The sequence below is a fragment of the Haloarchaeobius ordinarius genome, from assembly GCF_051801355.1.
GTDB lineage: Archaea > Halobacteriota > Halobacteria > Halobacteriales > Natrialbaceae > Haloarchaeobius.
On sequence record NZ_CP196560.1, the window covers coordinates 3,255,787 to 3,270,561 of the forward strand.

Consider the following 14,775-nt stretch of genomic DNA (forward strand, 5'->3'; position numbering starts at 1 on the left):
GCGGGAGAACCGGCGAAACCGTCCACGAGTTCAGGGTTGTATCGGCGGCGTCCGGAGTGTCACAGGGGGCAGGTTTAATCCCACCGTGGCCGCACGGGAGCATATGACACACGACGTTGCGTTCCTCGACGACCTCGCCCTCGCCGAGGACCAGGTGACGACCGTCGAGGCGACACGCGAGAGCCACGCCTCGGACTGGGGCACCCCCGACGGGACGGAGGTGACTCCCGACGCCGTGGTCTACCCCGAATCGACCGAGGACGTTTCACGCATCCTCGCGGCCGCCACGGAGCACGACGTGCCGGTCACGCCCTACGCCGCCGGGACGAGTCTGGAAGGGAACGCGGTCCCCGCCTTCGCCGGCATCAGCATGGACCTGATGCGGATGGACGAGGTGACCGACTTCCGGCCCGAGGACTTCCAGATAGACGTCCAGCCGGGCGTGATGGGTTCGGCCGTCGACGAGCGCGCCGGCGAGGCCGGCATGTTCTTCCCACCACTTCCCTCCTCGGGCGACATCTCGACTATCGGCGGCATGCTCGCCAACGCCGCCAGCGGGATGCAGACGGTGAAGTACGGTGAGGTCGCGGACTGGGTGCTCGAAGTCGAGGCGGTCCTCGCGGACGGGTCGGTCATCTCGGCCGGCTCTCGGGCGGTCAAGACCTCCTCCGGGTACAACCTCCGCGACCTGCTCGTCGGCAGTGAGGGCACCCTCGCGGTCATCACCGAGGCCACCCTCCGACTCGCCGGTCGCCCCGAGCAGATTCGCGGCGGCCGGGCCGTCTTCGACACACTCGACGACGCCGCGGCCGCCGTCGAGGACACCATCCAGTCCGGCGTCGACGTGGCCAAAATCGAACTCGTGGACGAGGAGAGCGCGATGATGGCCAACGCGTACTCCGGAACCGACCTGCCCGACAGTCCGCTGGTCTTCCTCGAGTTCCACCGCAACCACGGCATCGAGCGCGAGGTCGATTTCTGTCGCTCCATCTTCGAACACCACGGTGCGACCCGGTTCGAGGTCGCCGCGGTCGACGACGGGATGGCCGAACTCTGGCAGGCCAGAAAGGACATGGCGTACGCGATGCAGTCGTACGACCCCGACCTCACGCCGTTGCACCCCGGCGACATCACGGTTCCCATCTCGAAGTACGCCGACGTCATCCGGTTCGCGAAGGACCTCGCCGACGAACACGACCTGCTCGTGCCCTGTTTCGGCCACGCAGGCGACGGGAACGTCCACTACTCGGTGCTGGTGGACGAGGACGACCCGGAGCAGGTCGAGGCTGGCGAGGAGGTGTACAAACGAATCGTCGAGTATGCCATCGACTGCGGCGGGACCTGTACCGGGGAGCACGGCATCGGCCTCGGCAAGCGCGAGTATCTGGTCGAAGAACACGGTGAGGCGACCGTCGAGGCGATGCGGAAAGTGAAGCGAGCACTGGACCCGACGGACACCCTGAACCCGGGGAAGATGTTCCCAGAGACCGTCGACGGGGGACGGGTCAGGGACGAAGACCGGTAAGGGCGTCCCGCACGCGGGGTCACCGGTCGAACTCGAACTCGCCCTCGGCCGTCGATTCGGTCTCTCCCCCCGAACCGACCCGCGCCCGCACGTCGTCGAGACTCTCGTTCTCCAGCAGTTTCTCGGTCCGCGCCTCGAACTCCTCGTCGGAGAGTTCACCGGCGGCGTAGCGCCGCTTGAGTTCTTCGAGAGCGTCGTTGGACTGTGAGGAAACCTGCGACTGTGCGACCCGCTGGCGGTCCGTCCTCCCACCGAACAACGACCGAATCTCGTCGTTCAGGATGGCGCTCAGTGGGAGGACGACGACGAACCCGAGCGCGGCGACCAGACCCGCGATGGAGCCGAATCCCATCATTCCGAGGACGATGACCGCTGCGAGCGTGGCGAACACGATGACGGCGGGGAGCTTGTCGATGAAGTCCGCGTCATCGGCGAGCGGGTCGAAGTCGTCCCCGTCCCTCTCGTGCGGGTCGTCGGTCATGTTCGTACCAGCCCCGTGAGAGAAAATATCGTTTTCGACTCGGGTACTCCCCGACTCGTCCGCCGGACCTCAGTCCTCGATGAGCACGTCGACGACCGACGGGCCTGACTCTGCGACCGCCTCGGCGAGCGTCCCCTCCAGTTCGGACACCGATTCGACCAGATGGCCGGATGCACCGTGGCTCTCGGCGTTCTTCGGGATGTCGACCGGCGGGTCGAAGTCCATCCCGACGAACTCGTAGTCCGACTCCTCGCCGCCGAACATGCTGACCGTGTTGTCCTTCAGGATACGGTAGTTGCGGTTGTCGGGGACGACCACGGTGAGGTCGAGGTCGTATCTCGCGGCCGTGTACAGCGCGTTCGGGTAGTAGAGGTACGACCCGTCGCCGACGAACCCGTAGACGGTTCGCGGGTCCGCGCGGTCGCGTTCGGCGAGGGCCGCGCCGACGGCCGCCGGGAGACCGTAGCCAAGTCCGCCGCCTTTGTTCCCCATGACGTGGCCCGGTTCGAAGTCCCAGCGCGTGAGCAGCGCGTAGCGAGCAGTCACACCCTCGTCCATGACGAAGGCGTCGGGGGCGACCGCCTGCATCGCATCCACGAGGTCGGCCTTCGAGACGGCATCTTCGGTAGTATCGTCCTCGCCCATCTGGTCCATCTGCTGGCCGGCAAGCTGTTTCATCGCGTCGACCTGCACCAGGCGTTCCTCGCGCGTCTCGTCGTCGACACGTGCCTCGACTTGCTCGGCGAGTTCGGCCATGACGTGGCCCATATCACCGGTCACCACGGTTGCGGGGTGGTTCTTCGCGCCCTCCCATGGCTGGTCGGTCAGGTCGACGATGGTGGCGTCGTCGGGCACCAGCGGGTTCTCGTGGGCCCACAGCGTCGTGTTGGTCGAACACCCAGCGAAGACGAGCGTGTCGGTGTGGAACAGGGTCTGGGCTAACTGCTCGTCCGGCGGGACGTGGCTCACCCACTGCTCGTGGTCGGTCGGGAAGTTGACCTCGTAGCCCAGAATCTCGCCGTGGACCCGCGCCCCGGCGGCCTCCGCGAGGTCGACCGCTGCCTCGACCGGGTCGACGCCCGACCAGGCGCGATGGCGGCCGATGTGGTCTCCGACGACGAGCACTGGATTGTCCGCCTCGGCCAGCGCATCCGCGGCCTGCTCGATGGCCCGCGGGTCGCCACGGCCCGGGTTCTGGATGCTCCCGCCCATCGGCTCCGGCTCTTTGTCGGTCTCTTCGGTCATCACGTCCAGCGGGAGTGCGAGAAAGACCGGCCCGGTCGGCGGGGTGCAGGCCACGCGGAACGCCCGCCGAAGCATCGTCGGCAGCGCGTCGACCGACAGCACCTCGTCGGCCCACTTCGTGTACTGCTCGGTGAGTTGGACCAGATCGCCCGACAAAATGGGCTCCTCGTGGCGGAAGTGGCGCTCGTGGTTCCCTGCAGTGACCACGAGCGGCGCGCCGGCCATGTACGCCCCGTAGAGGTTCCCGAGCCCGTGGGCCATCCCCGGCGCGACGTGGAGGTTGACGACACCCGCGGGAAGCGCCTCGTCCTCGTCGGCGTACTGGCGCTTGATGCTGGCGTAGCCCGCGGCCGCCCCGACCGCCACGTCCTCGTGCAGGCCGAGGACGTACTCCAGCTCCGAGTCCGCGATAGCGTTCACGACGGGCAGTTCGGTCGTGCCGGGGTTGCCGAAGACGTACTCGACGCCGTACTCGTCGAGGGCGTCCACGAACAACTCTGCACCCGTTCGGGATTCTGTCATGCGTCGAGTGTCGGGTGGTGGTGACAAAACGATTCGGCTGCTGCGTGTCTCAGCCCATCGACTGGGGGCTGGTACTTCTGTCTTCACCGTGGTTCCGGATTCCGACTGGCAGTCGACTATCGCTAGCGCCCATGACCGCACCCGCACAGCACCGCGTCCACACCCTCCCCAGCCGATTCCGATGCTCGGCTCCGCCTGCGCTTCTCATCCCTCGCGCGCTTCTGTCGCTGGCCCTCGCTATCGCTCGGGACCGGCGACCGCGCGCGCCAGAAAGAAAGAAAAGAACCGTCGTCTACCGCCTCAGTGCGCCCGTTCGATGGCCTGGTCGAGGTCGGCGATGATGTCGTCGACCTCCTCGATACCGACCGAGAGCCGGACGAGGTCGGGCGTGACACCACTGGCCATCTGCTCCTCTTCGGTGAGCTGCTGGTGGGTGGTGCTGCCGGGGTGGATGATGAGCGACTTGGCGTCGCCGACGTTGGCGAGCAGGCTCAGGAGTTCCGTGCTCTCGGTGACGGCGCGGCCGGCCTCGTAGCCGCCTTCGAGGCCGAAGGTGATCATGCCGCCGTAGCCGCCGTCGAGGTACTTCGAGGCCATCTCGTGGGTCTCGTGGCTCTCCAGACCGGGGTAGGTGACCCACTCGACCTTCTCGTGGTCCTCGAGGAACTGGGCGACCTCGAGTGCGTTCTCGGAGTGGCGCTCGACGCGCAGGGGCAGGGTCTCGAGCTTCTGGAGGGTGACCCAGGCGTCGAAGGGCGCCTGCTGGTCGCCGAGGTCGCGCAGGCCGCGGGCGCGGGCGGCCATCGCGAACGCCATGTCGCCGAAGCGCTCCTGGAAGTTGACGCCGTGGTACGCCGGGTTGTCGCCGGCGACCTCGGGGTAGTCCTCGGCGGTCCAGTCGAAGGAACCGCCGTCGATGAGGACCCCGCCGATGGAGGTGCCCGAGCCGTGAATCCACTTCGTGGTGGAGTGCCAGACGAGGTCGGCACCGTGGTCGAGCGGGTTGCAGAGGTACGGCGTCGCGAACGTGTTGTCCACGAACAGGGGCGCGCCGTGTTCGTGGGCGATGTCGGCGATGCGCTGGATGTCCGGCGTCACGAGCGCCGGGTTCCCGATGGTCTCGAGGTGGACGTACGCGGTGTCCTCGTCGATGGCGTCGGCGTAGGCGTCGTAGTCCAGCGTCTCCACGAAGCGGGCTTCCACCCCGCGGCGCGGCGCGGTGTGGGTGAAGTACGTGTAGGTGCCGCCGTAGAGCGAGGACGCGGTCACGATGTTGTCACCCTCGCCCGCGAGCACGAACGTCGCGAGGTCGAGCGCGGCCATCCCGGAGGAGGTCGCGACCGCCGCCACGCCGTTCTCCAGTTTGGCGAGGCGCTGTTCGAGCACCGCATTGGTCGGGTTCATGATGCGGCTGTAGATGTTGCCCGCCTCTTCGAGCGCGAACAGGCTGGCTGCGTGTTCGGCGTCGTCGAACACGTACGAGGTCGTCTGGTACAGCGGCGGGGCGCGCGAGCCGGTGGTCGGGTCCGGTTCCTGCCCGGCGTGGACGCTGTTCGTGGCGAAGCCGTGAGAGTCGTCGTCTGCCATGCAATGTACTCCTGTTACCGGCCGCCTTAACCTACCGACAGCCACAACACTGGCCTCGTTTCTGGCCCGGGAGACCACGGGCGAAAAACCACCAGAATCGACGAATACAGCCGTTCCGAGCGTTCTGGGACCTGTTCCCTCCGAGAATCACTCCCCGACCCGCCCACCTACCGTCACAGATACCGGCAATACGTGTGATTCCCTGCCGAGCGTTGAAGTAGGAGGCCGGGGCCACGCCCAGCATGCGCTGACGACTTACCACGGGACGTGTCGCGGGTGTGTGACACGGCCGTCTCGTGGCTTGCCTCCGTGTCGCCTGTTCGCCACGAAAGCGTGCCAGTCGTCGCTACTCTTCGCCGGGCGCGAGCGCTTCGAGCGTCGCGTGAATCTGTTCCTCGGTCGCCGCACGCGGGAAGCCGACACTGACAGCGTCGACGCCGTCGATGTCCGCGAACTTCCGGAGTTCGTCGCGGGCGCGTTCGGGGGTGCCGGCCGCGGTGAAGTCGTCCAGCATCTCGTCGGTGAAGATGTCGAGTGCCGCCTCGCGGTCGCCGTTCATCCAGTTCGCCGCGATGGCGTGTGCTTCGTCCTCGTAGCCCTGTCGCGCCAGCGAGTCGCGGTAGTACGTGCCCATCGCGCCGACGTAGAACGCCGAGTGCTGGCGGGTCAGCTCCCGGGCCTCCTCGCCGTCTTCCAGCGCACAGCACGTCAGCGACAGCGTGCACTGTTGCTGGCTCCGGTCGCGGTCGCCCAGCTCGCCACCGCGTTCGAAGTCTTCCAGCCGGTCCGCCATCGTCTCGGGCGTAAAGAGGATGGCGTGCCAGCCGTCGGCGAAGCGACCCGCGAGTTCGACCGCCTTCGGGCCCATCCCTGCCACGTCGACCTTCGGGGCCGGCTCGGGTGCGTCACAGCGCAGCCGGAACCCGGAGACGTTGAAGTACTCGCCGTTGTAGTCGAGTTCCTCGCCGGCGAGTACCATCTTGATGATATCGACGTACTCGCGGGTGCGCCGTAGCGGGTTCCCGAAGTCCTCGCCGTGCCAGCCGCCGATGACGGCCGGCCCGGAGGGCCCGATACCGAGGCGGAAGCGGCCGTCGGAGACCTCCTGGAGCGTCGCGGCCGTCTGGGCCAGCAGGGCCGGCGACCGCGAGTAGACGTTCATGATGGAGGAGCCGATGCCGATCTCCTCGGTGGCGTGCGCGATGCTCGTCATGATGGTGACCGCGTCGCGGCCCCACGTCTCGGGGAGCCAGACGAAGTCGTAGCCGAGTTCCTCGGCCTTCACGGCCTGGTCGACGAAGTCCTGAACGCTCTCCTGTGCGGCGACTGGCAGGTGGACGTGCCGTTCGGTCATACTCTGTGAATGGATGCCACCCGAACAACAAAAAGAGGGATGGAAGTTGTGGGTCGTTGAACCTCGTTTGCTATCGTGAGGAGTTTCTCGTGCGTCTCACGTGGGACACCCTCAGACGTCCGGCGACTCCATGATGTTCGGGACGCCCGCCGCGACGATGGTCTGGCCGGTGACGTACGACGACGCCGGCGAGGCGAGGAACTGCGCTACGTCGGCGATCTCCTCGCTGGTGCCGATGCGGCGTTTGACTTCGTCGCGGTCGATCTCGTCCGCGGTGACGCCCATCTGGGAGGCCACACCGGGTGTCGCGACGAAGCCCGGCGCGATGCAGTTCACCCGGACGTCGTCGTCCGCCCACTCGAACGCGAGCGTCCGGGTGAGGTTCTCGACGGCGGCCTTCGCGGCCGCGTAGTGGCTCATGTACGGGGCGCCCTGCTTGCCAGCGAGACTGGAGAGGTTGAGCACGGTTCCGCCCCCGTCGGCGAGGTGCTCCTTCGAGGCCTGCGTGCAGTGGTAGGTCCCGGTGAGGTTGATGTCGACGATGGTCGACCAGCCGTTGGGCGAGATGTCGTCGAAGTTGGCCATGAAGGACGCACCCGCGTTGTTCACGAGCACGTCGAGCCCGCCGAACTCCTCGACGGTCGCCTCGACCAGTGCCTCGACGGCCTCCCGGTCGGTCACGTCGCACTCGACGGCGTGGGCGTCGCCCGACCGGTCGCTGTCCGTGATTCCCTCGGCGACGGGTTCGACGTTGTCGATGTCTCGCGAGCAGACGACGACGTCGACCCCGTCGTCCGCGAACCGCTCCGCGATGACTCTCCCGATACCGCTCGACGACCCGGTCACGATGGCGACGTCGCCGTCGACGTGGAACTGCTCGGTCGTCATCGTGCTTCCTCCGTGGTGTAGCGTCGCATACCGTCGAACGGTGTGTGGGAACCGAGATAAATGTCCATGAACCCCACACGGAGGACCGGAACCCGAGAAATATTCCATTCCATCTCGGTTGAAGTAACGCCCAGAAATGGGGGAACTGACGAATAAGTATAAATTGTTACTCGACTTACCTATCCAGAACCCAACGGGTCGCTACCAATGAGCAACTGGAGACGTGAGACGCGCCGCCACGGGATGACCGTCGCCAGAGACGGCGTCGTCGTCGAGAAGCGCCTCGACGTCCAGACTATGCCGCTCCCGGCAGTGTCGTTCGACATCGTCTCGGAGCGTGTCGAGCCGGTCGAGGTGACACTCGTGGAACAACTCCCGGCGGACCTCTCGGTCGACAGGGTCGGGTTCCACCCAGGCTTCGGTGCGGACGACTGGACCTGCTACGGGGACGGTGAACTCGTCTGGCGGTCCCGGCTCGCGCCCGGTGAACACGTCCAGACCGTCTTCGGTGTCTGGCTTGGCACGGCCGAACGAGCCCTCTCGTTGCTCACGTCACCGACCGTCGAAGCCATCAGGGAGGTCTGTGAGGGGACGGACCCGCTCGTCCTCGACGAGTCCTTCGTCGCGACACCGGACGCTGGACCGACAGACCTCAAGCGGGCCGTCGAGACCGTGGTACCCGAGGAAGCGCTCCGTGCGGGGAGCGGCCTGCCACAGTGGAGTGACCTCCCGGACGCCGGGACCGACCTCTCCGCCCCGAGTCGGGCGGAGGTTGGCGACGTGGTCACCGCCATCACCAGCGCGACGGACGTCTCCTCACACGACCGGTACTATCACCTGCGACTGTCGGTCGAGACCGCCGGTCGCGGCGACCGCGAGGTGTCAGTGCTGGAGGACCTGACGAACGCCCTCTCGGTCCTGTACGCCGATGCGAACGACCGCGACGACGGAGCCTGGCGCGTCCTCGACGTCGCCATCGGGACGAACTGGCAGGCCGAACGCATCGTGACCGCACTCGGCGACGACCACCGGGTCTCCGGGTTGCTCGTGACGGAACTGACCGGCGCGGTGACCAGTGACGACCAGCACCGACACCAGAGCGTCGACCCGGCCACCGGGGCCGCAGAGTCTGGACCGGTGGCCACCGAGTTCGCGTCGTCCGTCCTCTTCGGAGACGGCGACCTCGAAACCGACAGCGACCGCGGCGAAACAGCGGACGACGGCACACTGGTCGACAGTCCAGTGACAGCCAGTCCGGGAGCCGACACCACGGCTGAGGACTTCGGCGCTGGTGCTGTCGACGACTTCGGCGGCTTCGAACCGGCCGAATCGGTCGCTGACGGTGATGCGAGCACCCACGGCGACGACGATAGTAGCGCGAGCGACGGGTTCGACGCGTTCGAGCAGGCGACGGTGAAAGAGACGTCGGAAGCCACGGGTGACGAGCTGCCAGACGAAGTGACGGCCGATGCGTCAGGTGCAACGACCGGCGACGACGACGGCCCCGACGATTCGATGGCGATGTTCGCCGAACTCCAGGCGGAGACCGAACAGGCGAGCGTCTCCGACCTCGACGCCGAACTGGAAGACGTGGTCCTCTCGCCGAGCGAGGAGGAGGAGTACAGCATCGCCGACCTGCTCGACGACTTCGACGAAGAAGAGAACACGGCGTCTCCGGCCTGATTCTCGCCGTTCTCGTCTCGCCCCGCCGGGCACCCGTCCCCGGCAGATATCGGCAACACCCGAAAGACATCGATGGGACGATAAGGTGGTGTGGCCACTAACCTGATAACTCGATGGCTTCGTCCGAGGACACGCCGTTCGACCAGTACCGCGCCGACGTCGACCGCCCTCTGGTCCGACTGTTCCGAGAGTACGGAGTCCCGCGATTGCGGTGGTTCGCCGCGGGGAACGTCGCGAACCTCGTCGGTCGCAGTGCGAGTCTCCTCCCGCCGCTGGTCCTCGGGACGGCCATCGACGCCATCTTCGCGGGTGAGGGGACCTACAGTCTGCCGCTCGTCCCCGGTTCGTGGCTGCCAGCCAGCCAGTCGGGGCAGTTCTGGTTCTCGGTCGCGCTCATCCTCGTCGGGTTCGTCCTGACCGGCGTCGGGACGTTCCTCTGGGGGGTAACGATGAACCGGTTCGCCCACGGGGTGATGCACGCCGTCCGGACCGACACCTTCGCCGCGATGCAGGCGCTCGACATGGCCTTCTTCGACGACAAGCAGACGGGCGAGGTGATGTCGGTCCTGAACAACGACGCCTCGAACCTGGAGACGTTCCTCGACGACGCCCTCAGCGAGGGGCTGCGCATCGTCGTGATGGTGCTCGGTATCGCGGGTATCCTCGTCTACCTGAACGCACAACTGGCCGCGGTCACTCTCGTATTGGTCCCCGTGATGGGGTTGTTCACCTGGTGGTTCATGCGCCGGGTCGAACCGCTGTACAAGCAGGTCCGGAGCGACGTGGGGAACCTCAACACCCGGCTCGAGAATGCACTCTCGGGTGTCGAACTCGTCAAGACGACCGGGACCGAGGACTACGAGACCGGCCGGGTGCGGGACGCCTCCAGCGACCTGTACGAGTCGAACATGGCCGTCCTCACGCTGAGTTACTTCTACCGGCCGGGGATGGAACTGCTCGCCGGCCTGTCGTTCGCCGCGACGTTCCTCGTCGGCGGGCTCTGGCTGTTCCAGGGGCCACCGTTCGGGCTGACGGGGACCCTGACGGTGGGGGAGTTCGTGACGTTCGTCTTCCTGACCCAGCGGTTCGTCGAACCGCTCTCGCAGGCGTCGAACATCGTGGACTGGTACGAGAACGCGAAGGCCTCCGGCGAACGCGTGTTCGGCCTGATGGACGTGCCACCGCACGTGGTCGAAGCCGACGACGCGGTCGTCCTCGCGGACCCCGACGGTGCGGTCGAGTACGACGACGTGAGCTTCAGTTACGACGAGGGTGAACGCATCCTGCGCGACGTTGATTTCGCCGTCGAACCGGGTGAGACCGTCGGGCTGGTCGGGCCGACGGGGGCCGGGAAATCGACCGTCGTGAAGCTGTTGCTGCGACTCTACGACGTTACCGATGGGGCGGTCCGGGTCGACGGTGAAGACGTTCGGGACGTCACCGTCTCGTCGCTACGGTCCGCCATCGGGTACGTCTCGCAGGACCCGTTCCTGTTCGACGGGACTATCGCAGAGAACATCAGATACGGCCGGTTCGACGCGAGCGACGAGGCGGTCCGCGAGGCGGCGAAGGCGGCCGAGGCACACGAGTTCGTCTCGAATCTACCCGAGGGCTACGACACGCGGGTCGGCGAGCGCGGGGTGAAGCTCTCGGGCGGGCAGCGACAACGGCTCGCCATCGCCCGCGTCGTGTTGCAGGACCCGGCCATCCTGATACTGGACGAGGCGACGTCCAGTGTCGACACCGAGACAGAAGTGCTCATCCAGCGCAGCATGGACGCCGTCAGTCTGGACCGAACGACGTTCGTCATCGCCCACCGTCTCTCGACAGTTCGAGACGCCGATACGATTCTGGTCCTCGAAGACGGTGCGGTCGTAGAGCGTGGAACACACGACGAGCTACTCGACGTGGATGGTGTCTACGCCACGTTCTGGCGGGTGCAGGCGGGTGAACTCGATTCGCTCCCCGACCGGTTCGTCGAGTCACTGTAGGTGAGGACACCACCAGGTCCTGTCACTCGTTCGTGAAACGCAAGAATCATGAGTCTCCCCATTGCCAGTTCGTGTATCGAACATGTCAGGCCTGCTCGTCCTCTACGTCGACGGCGACCCGGATACGCGCCGAACGACGGGGCAGTCTCTGGCGGCGGACGACGCTGTCGAGTGCCTGACCACCTCCTCGGCCGACGACGCACTCGCCGAACTCGGTGGCACCCACGTCGACTGTATCGTCAGTGACTACGAACTGGCGAGCCAGACGGGTATCGACCTCTTGCACGCGGTCCGTGACCGTCGTCCAGACCTCCCGTTCGTGCTGTACACGGACGCTGGGTCGGAGACCATCGCGAGCGAGGCCATCCAGGCAGGTGTCACCGAGTACGTCCCGCGGCGGGACACGACCGACGTCGACGACCTGCTGTCGCGCATCCACGAGGCCGTCCAGCGGCATCGTGACGAGACGGCGGCCGACTGGTCGCGACGACAGCTGGCTCGCCTCCACCGGAGCGCCCTCGACATCGCCGGTGCGACCGACCCCGACGTCGTCGTGGAACGGGCGCTCGTCGCCGCAGAACGCATCCTCGAATTCGACGTCTGTGGCGTCTACCGTGTCGACGACGACGGGCGGTTCGAGCCGGTGACAGACCGGAGCTACGACCCCGACCACACCCCCACTGTCCACCAGGGAATCATCGGGAAGACGTACCGAGACGACCGGACGTTCTACGTCCCCGACGTCGGGTCGGCCCCCGAAGCCGCCCCCGACAAGGCACGATTCCGGTCGGCACTGAGCGTCCCCATCTCGGACTACGGCGTGTTCCAGGCCATCGCCGAGCACCCCGACGCGTTCTCGACCGTCGAACGTGAGCTTGCGGAGTTGCTCGTCACGCACGTGACCCACGCCCTGGACCGAATCGACGCCGAACGCGACCTGCGTCGGACCAACGAGCAGTTACACGCTATCCTGGACAACACCACCGCGAACATCTACACGAAAGACCTGGAGGGTCGATACCAACTCGTCAACGAGCAGTTCGCCGAGCGGCTCGGGTTGCCAGCGGAGGACATCGTCGGGAAGACGGACTTCGACATCCAGTCCGCCGACCACGCCGAGAGCATCCGGGAGAACGACCGCGCCGTCATCGAGCACGGCGAACCGGTCGAGGTCGAAGAGCAGGCCGCGTTCGCCGAAGACGAGAGCGTCTACTACTCGGTGAAGGTTCCGCTCTCCCGTGACGACGGCGAGCCGACCGGTGTCTGTGGTATCTCGACGGACATCACGGAACTCAAAGAGCGCGAAGCCGAACTCGAACGGCAGAAAGAACGACTCGACGAGTTCGCCAAACTCGTCACCCACGACCTCAAGAGTCCGCTGTCGGTCGCACAGGGGTACCTCGAGGTCGTCCGTGAGGACGTCGACCACGAGAACCTCGGCGACGTCGCCGTCGCCCACGATCGGATGCAGGCAATCATCGAGGACGTCCTGACACTCGCACGTGAGGGGCGACAGATCGGGACCCGCCGACAGGTTCGACTCGACCACGTCGCCACGCAGGCCTGGGCGACCGTGGAGACGGGCGAGGCGACGCTCGACGTCGTCACCGATGCCACCGTCGAAGCGGACCCCGACCGCCTCCAGCAGGTGTTCGAGAACCTCTTTCGCAACGCCGTCGAGCACGGCGGCCCCTGCGCCGAGTTGACCGTCAGGGTCGGGCCGCTCACGGCCGAGACGGGGAAAGAGGAGGAGGCCCGGACACCCGTCGGAGACGGGAGTGCCAGAACCGGAACCGGGCCGACGGGGTTCTACGTCGAAGACACGGGTGACGGCTTCGACGAGGAGACGGAACCGGCGGTGTTCGAACCCGGATTCACGACCAGTGCGACCGGGACCGGGTTCGGCCTCGCCATCGTCCAGAGCATCGTCGACGCCCACGGCTGGACGGTCGCCGTGACCGACAGCGACGACGGCGGCGCGCGCTTCGAAGTCGTGTTCTGAACGACGCTGTGTCTGTGAGGTTACGGCTCCGTCTGTTCGTCCACCGCCAGAAGCGACAGCGTCACCGCCGTTCCCGTGTCGTCGCTCTCGAACTGGACGACGCCACCGGCGTCGTTGACTATCCAGCGGACCAGCCAGAGTCCGAGTCCGCTCGCGTGTTCGAGCTGTGTCTCGCGGTCGCGCTCGAAGACGGCCAACTCTGTCTCGGGGATGCCCGGACCGTCGTCGCGGATACGCACGTGGACCCAGTCGTCGTCCCGGTCTACCGTCACAGTGACCGTCGGGTCCTCGACGTGGGTCACCGCGTTCTCGATGACGTTCACGAACGCGACGACGAGCAGCCCGTTCGCCACGACGTGTCGCGGCTCGTCAGCCGCCGGAAGCGTGATATCCCCGGCGTCATCGACCCGGTCGACGGCGGACCGGAGGACGCGGTGAACGTCTGCTGGTTCTGTGCTGTTCCCTGCATCCCGGATGAGTCGTTCGACCTGTCTGGCCTTGTCGGAGAGCGACGCGAGTGACAGGGCGCGGTCTCGGACGAGTGCTGCCTGTTCGTGCGGGTCGCCGACGTCGGCGATGATGGCCTCCGAGGCCGTGAGGACGATGTTTAGTTCGTTGCGCAGGTCGTGACGCAGGACGCGGTTCAGGAGTTCGAGGCGGCTCTCGCGTCGAATCCGTTCGGTGATGTCGACCGAGACGGTAAAGCCACCGTCGGCGGACTCCGACAGCGAGTGGGGGACGAAGTAGACGATGAACGTCCGGGGGCCGTCCGTCGTCAGGCGTTCGACTTCGACGGTCGACGGTTCGCTTGCGGAGAGTCGCGCCGCGAGGTCGACCGTCGCGGTCCCGCCGTCGTTCCGAATGGGCTCGTCGACCGCCCACGAAGTGCCGGCGTCGTCCGCGACGACCGACTCGCCGAACAGGTCGGTGAAGGCGGTGTTCGCGGACTGGATGCGGGGGTCGCCGTCGACCAGTCGATAGTACGCGACGGGGTTCGGGACGTTCTCGAAGAGCGCCACGAACCGGTCGCGCTCGTGGGCAACCTGTGACTCCATGTCGAAGACTTGCTGGCGGCGACGGATGGTCTGGGCGTCGTAGGTCCCGAGGACGAACCCTCCGAGGGCGCCCGCGGTCATGTCGTTCGCGAGGACGAACAGCGTGTGAATGGTGATGTCGCTCATCGCGAACTCCAGCGAGATGTTCCATATCCCGACGAGCAGCATCGTCCCGACACCGACCACCGTCCAGAGTGCGATGCGTGCGAGCGAGGTCGTGCTCACGTCACGATAGTACAGGCCGACCGTCCCGGCCAGCAAGACGAGTGCGAGAAGCAAGGGCAACGCGCCCGACACCAGGGGGATGTTCGTCGCCTCGATGATGTGCAGGTGCAGGACGTGGATGGTGGTGAACGCGACCGAGACGGTGGTCACGACTGCGAGCGCGAGCAATCGCTTCCCGGTCGCGTGAGCCTCCATTCTGGTTACGGACCCTTCGACA

10 protein-coding genes are annotated in these 14,775 nt (G+C 66.5%); 4 read left to right on the forward strand and 6 right to left on the reverse strand.

The window, feature by feature from the left end; translation table 11 throughout:
- Positions 1-103: 103 nt before the first annotated feature.
- Positions 104-1,525 (forward strand): FAD-binding oxidoreductase, encoded by a 1,422-nt coding sequence (locus tag ACSC1R_RS17015; RefSeq protein ID WP_439026913.1) that lies wholly within the window; start codon positions 104-106, stop codon positions 1,523-1,525.
- Between the two features lie 19 nt (positions 1,526-1,544).
- Here the strand turns inward: ACSC1R_RS17015 and ACSC1R_RS17020 are convergent, their stop codons facing one another.
- The 5 genes from ACSC1R_RS17020 to ACSC1R_RS17040 form a co-directional block, all read right to left on the reverse strand.
- Positions 1,545-2,006: an SHOCT domain-containing protein gene (locus tag ACSC1R_RS17020; protein WP_439026914.1), complete on the reverse strand. Its 462-nt coding sequence runs from the start codon at positions 2,004-2,006 to the stop codon at positions 1,545-1,547.
- 69 nt (positions 2,007-2,075) lie between these two features.
- Complete coding sequence (locus ACSC1R_RS17025) at positions 2,076-3,773, reverse strand: thiamine pyrophosphate-binding protein (protein ID WP_439026915.1); 1,698 nt, start codon at positions 3,771-3,773, stop codon at positions 2,076-2,078.
- A gap of 300 nt (positions 3,774-4,073) precedes the next feature.
- Positions 4,074-5,360, reverse strand: a complete 1,287-nt coding sequence (locus ACSC1R_RS17030; RefSeq protein ID WP_439026916.1) for an O-acetylhomoserine aminocarboxypropyltransferase/cysteine synthase family protein — start codon at positions 5,358-5,360, stop codon at positions 4,074-4,076.
- Between the two features lie 346 nt (positions 5,361-5,706).
- A complete protein-coding gene (locus tag ACSC1R_RS17035; RefSeq protein ID WP_439026917.1) occupies positions 5,707-6,714 on the reverse strand; it encodes a TIGR04024 family LLM class F420-dependent oxidoreductase in 1,008 nt (335 codons plus the stop codon).
- 111 nt (positions 6,715-6,825) lie between these two features.
- Complete coding sequence (locus ACSC1R_RS17040; RefSeq protein WP_439026918.1) at positions 6,826-7,602, reverse strand: SDR family NAD(P)-dependent oxidoreductase; 777 nt, start codon at positions 7,600-7,602, stop codon at positions 6,826-6,828.
- A 207-nt stretch (positions 7,603-7,809) separates the two neighbouring features.
- Between ACSC1R_RS17040 and ACSC1R_RS17045 the strand changes: the two genes are divergently transcribed.
- From ACSC1R_RS17045 to ACSC1R_RS17055, 3 genes are all read left to right on the forward strand, one after another.
- Positions 7,810-9,285, forward strand: coding sequence for a hypothetical protein (locus ACSC1R_RS17045; RefSeq protein WP_439026919.1), 1,476 nt, complete (start codon positions 7,810-7,812; stop codon positions 9,283-9,285).
- A 113-nt stretch (positions 9,286-9,398) separates the two neighbouring features.
- On the forward strand, positions 9,399-11,276 hold the full coding sequence (locus ACSC1R_RS17050; protein WP_439026920.1) for an ABC transporter ATP-binding protein: 1,878 nt from the start codon (positions 9,399-9,401) through the stop codon (positions 11,274-11,276).
- 82 nt (positions 11,277-11,358) lie between these two features.
- Entirely contained in the window at positions 11,359-13,278 is a 1,920-nt protein-coding gene (locus ACSC1R_RS17055) for a PAS domain-containing protein (RefSeq protein ID WP_439026921.1), read from the forward strand.
- Between the two features lie 20 nt (positions 13,279-13,298).
- On the opposite strand, the gene ACSC1R_RS17060 is transcribed toward ACSC1R_RS17055, so the two are convergent.
- A complete protein-coding gene (locus ACSC1R_RS17060) occupies positions 13,299-14,753 on the reverse strand; it encodes a sensor histidine kinase (RefSeq protein ID WP_439026922.1) in 1,455 nt (484 codons plus the stop codon).
- Between the last annotated feature and the right edge of the window lie 22 nt (positions 14,754-14,775).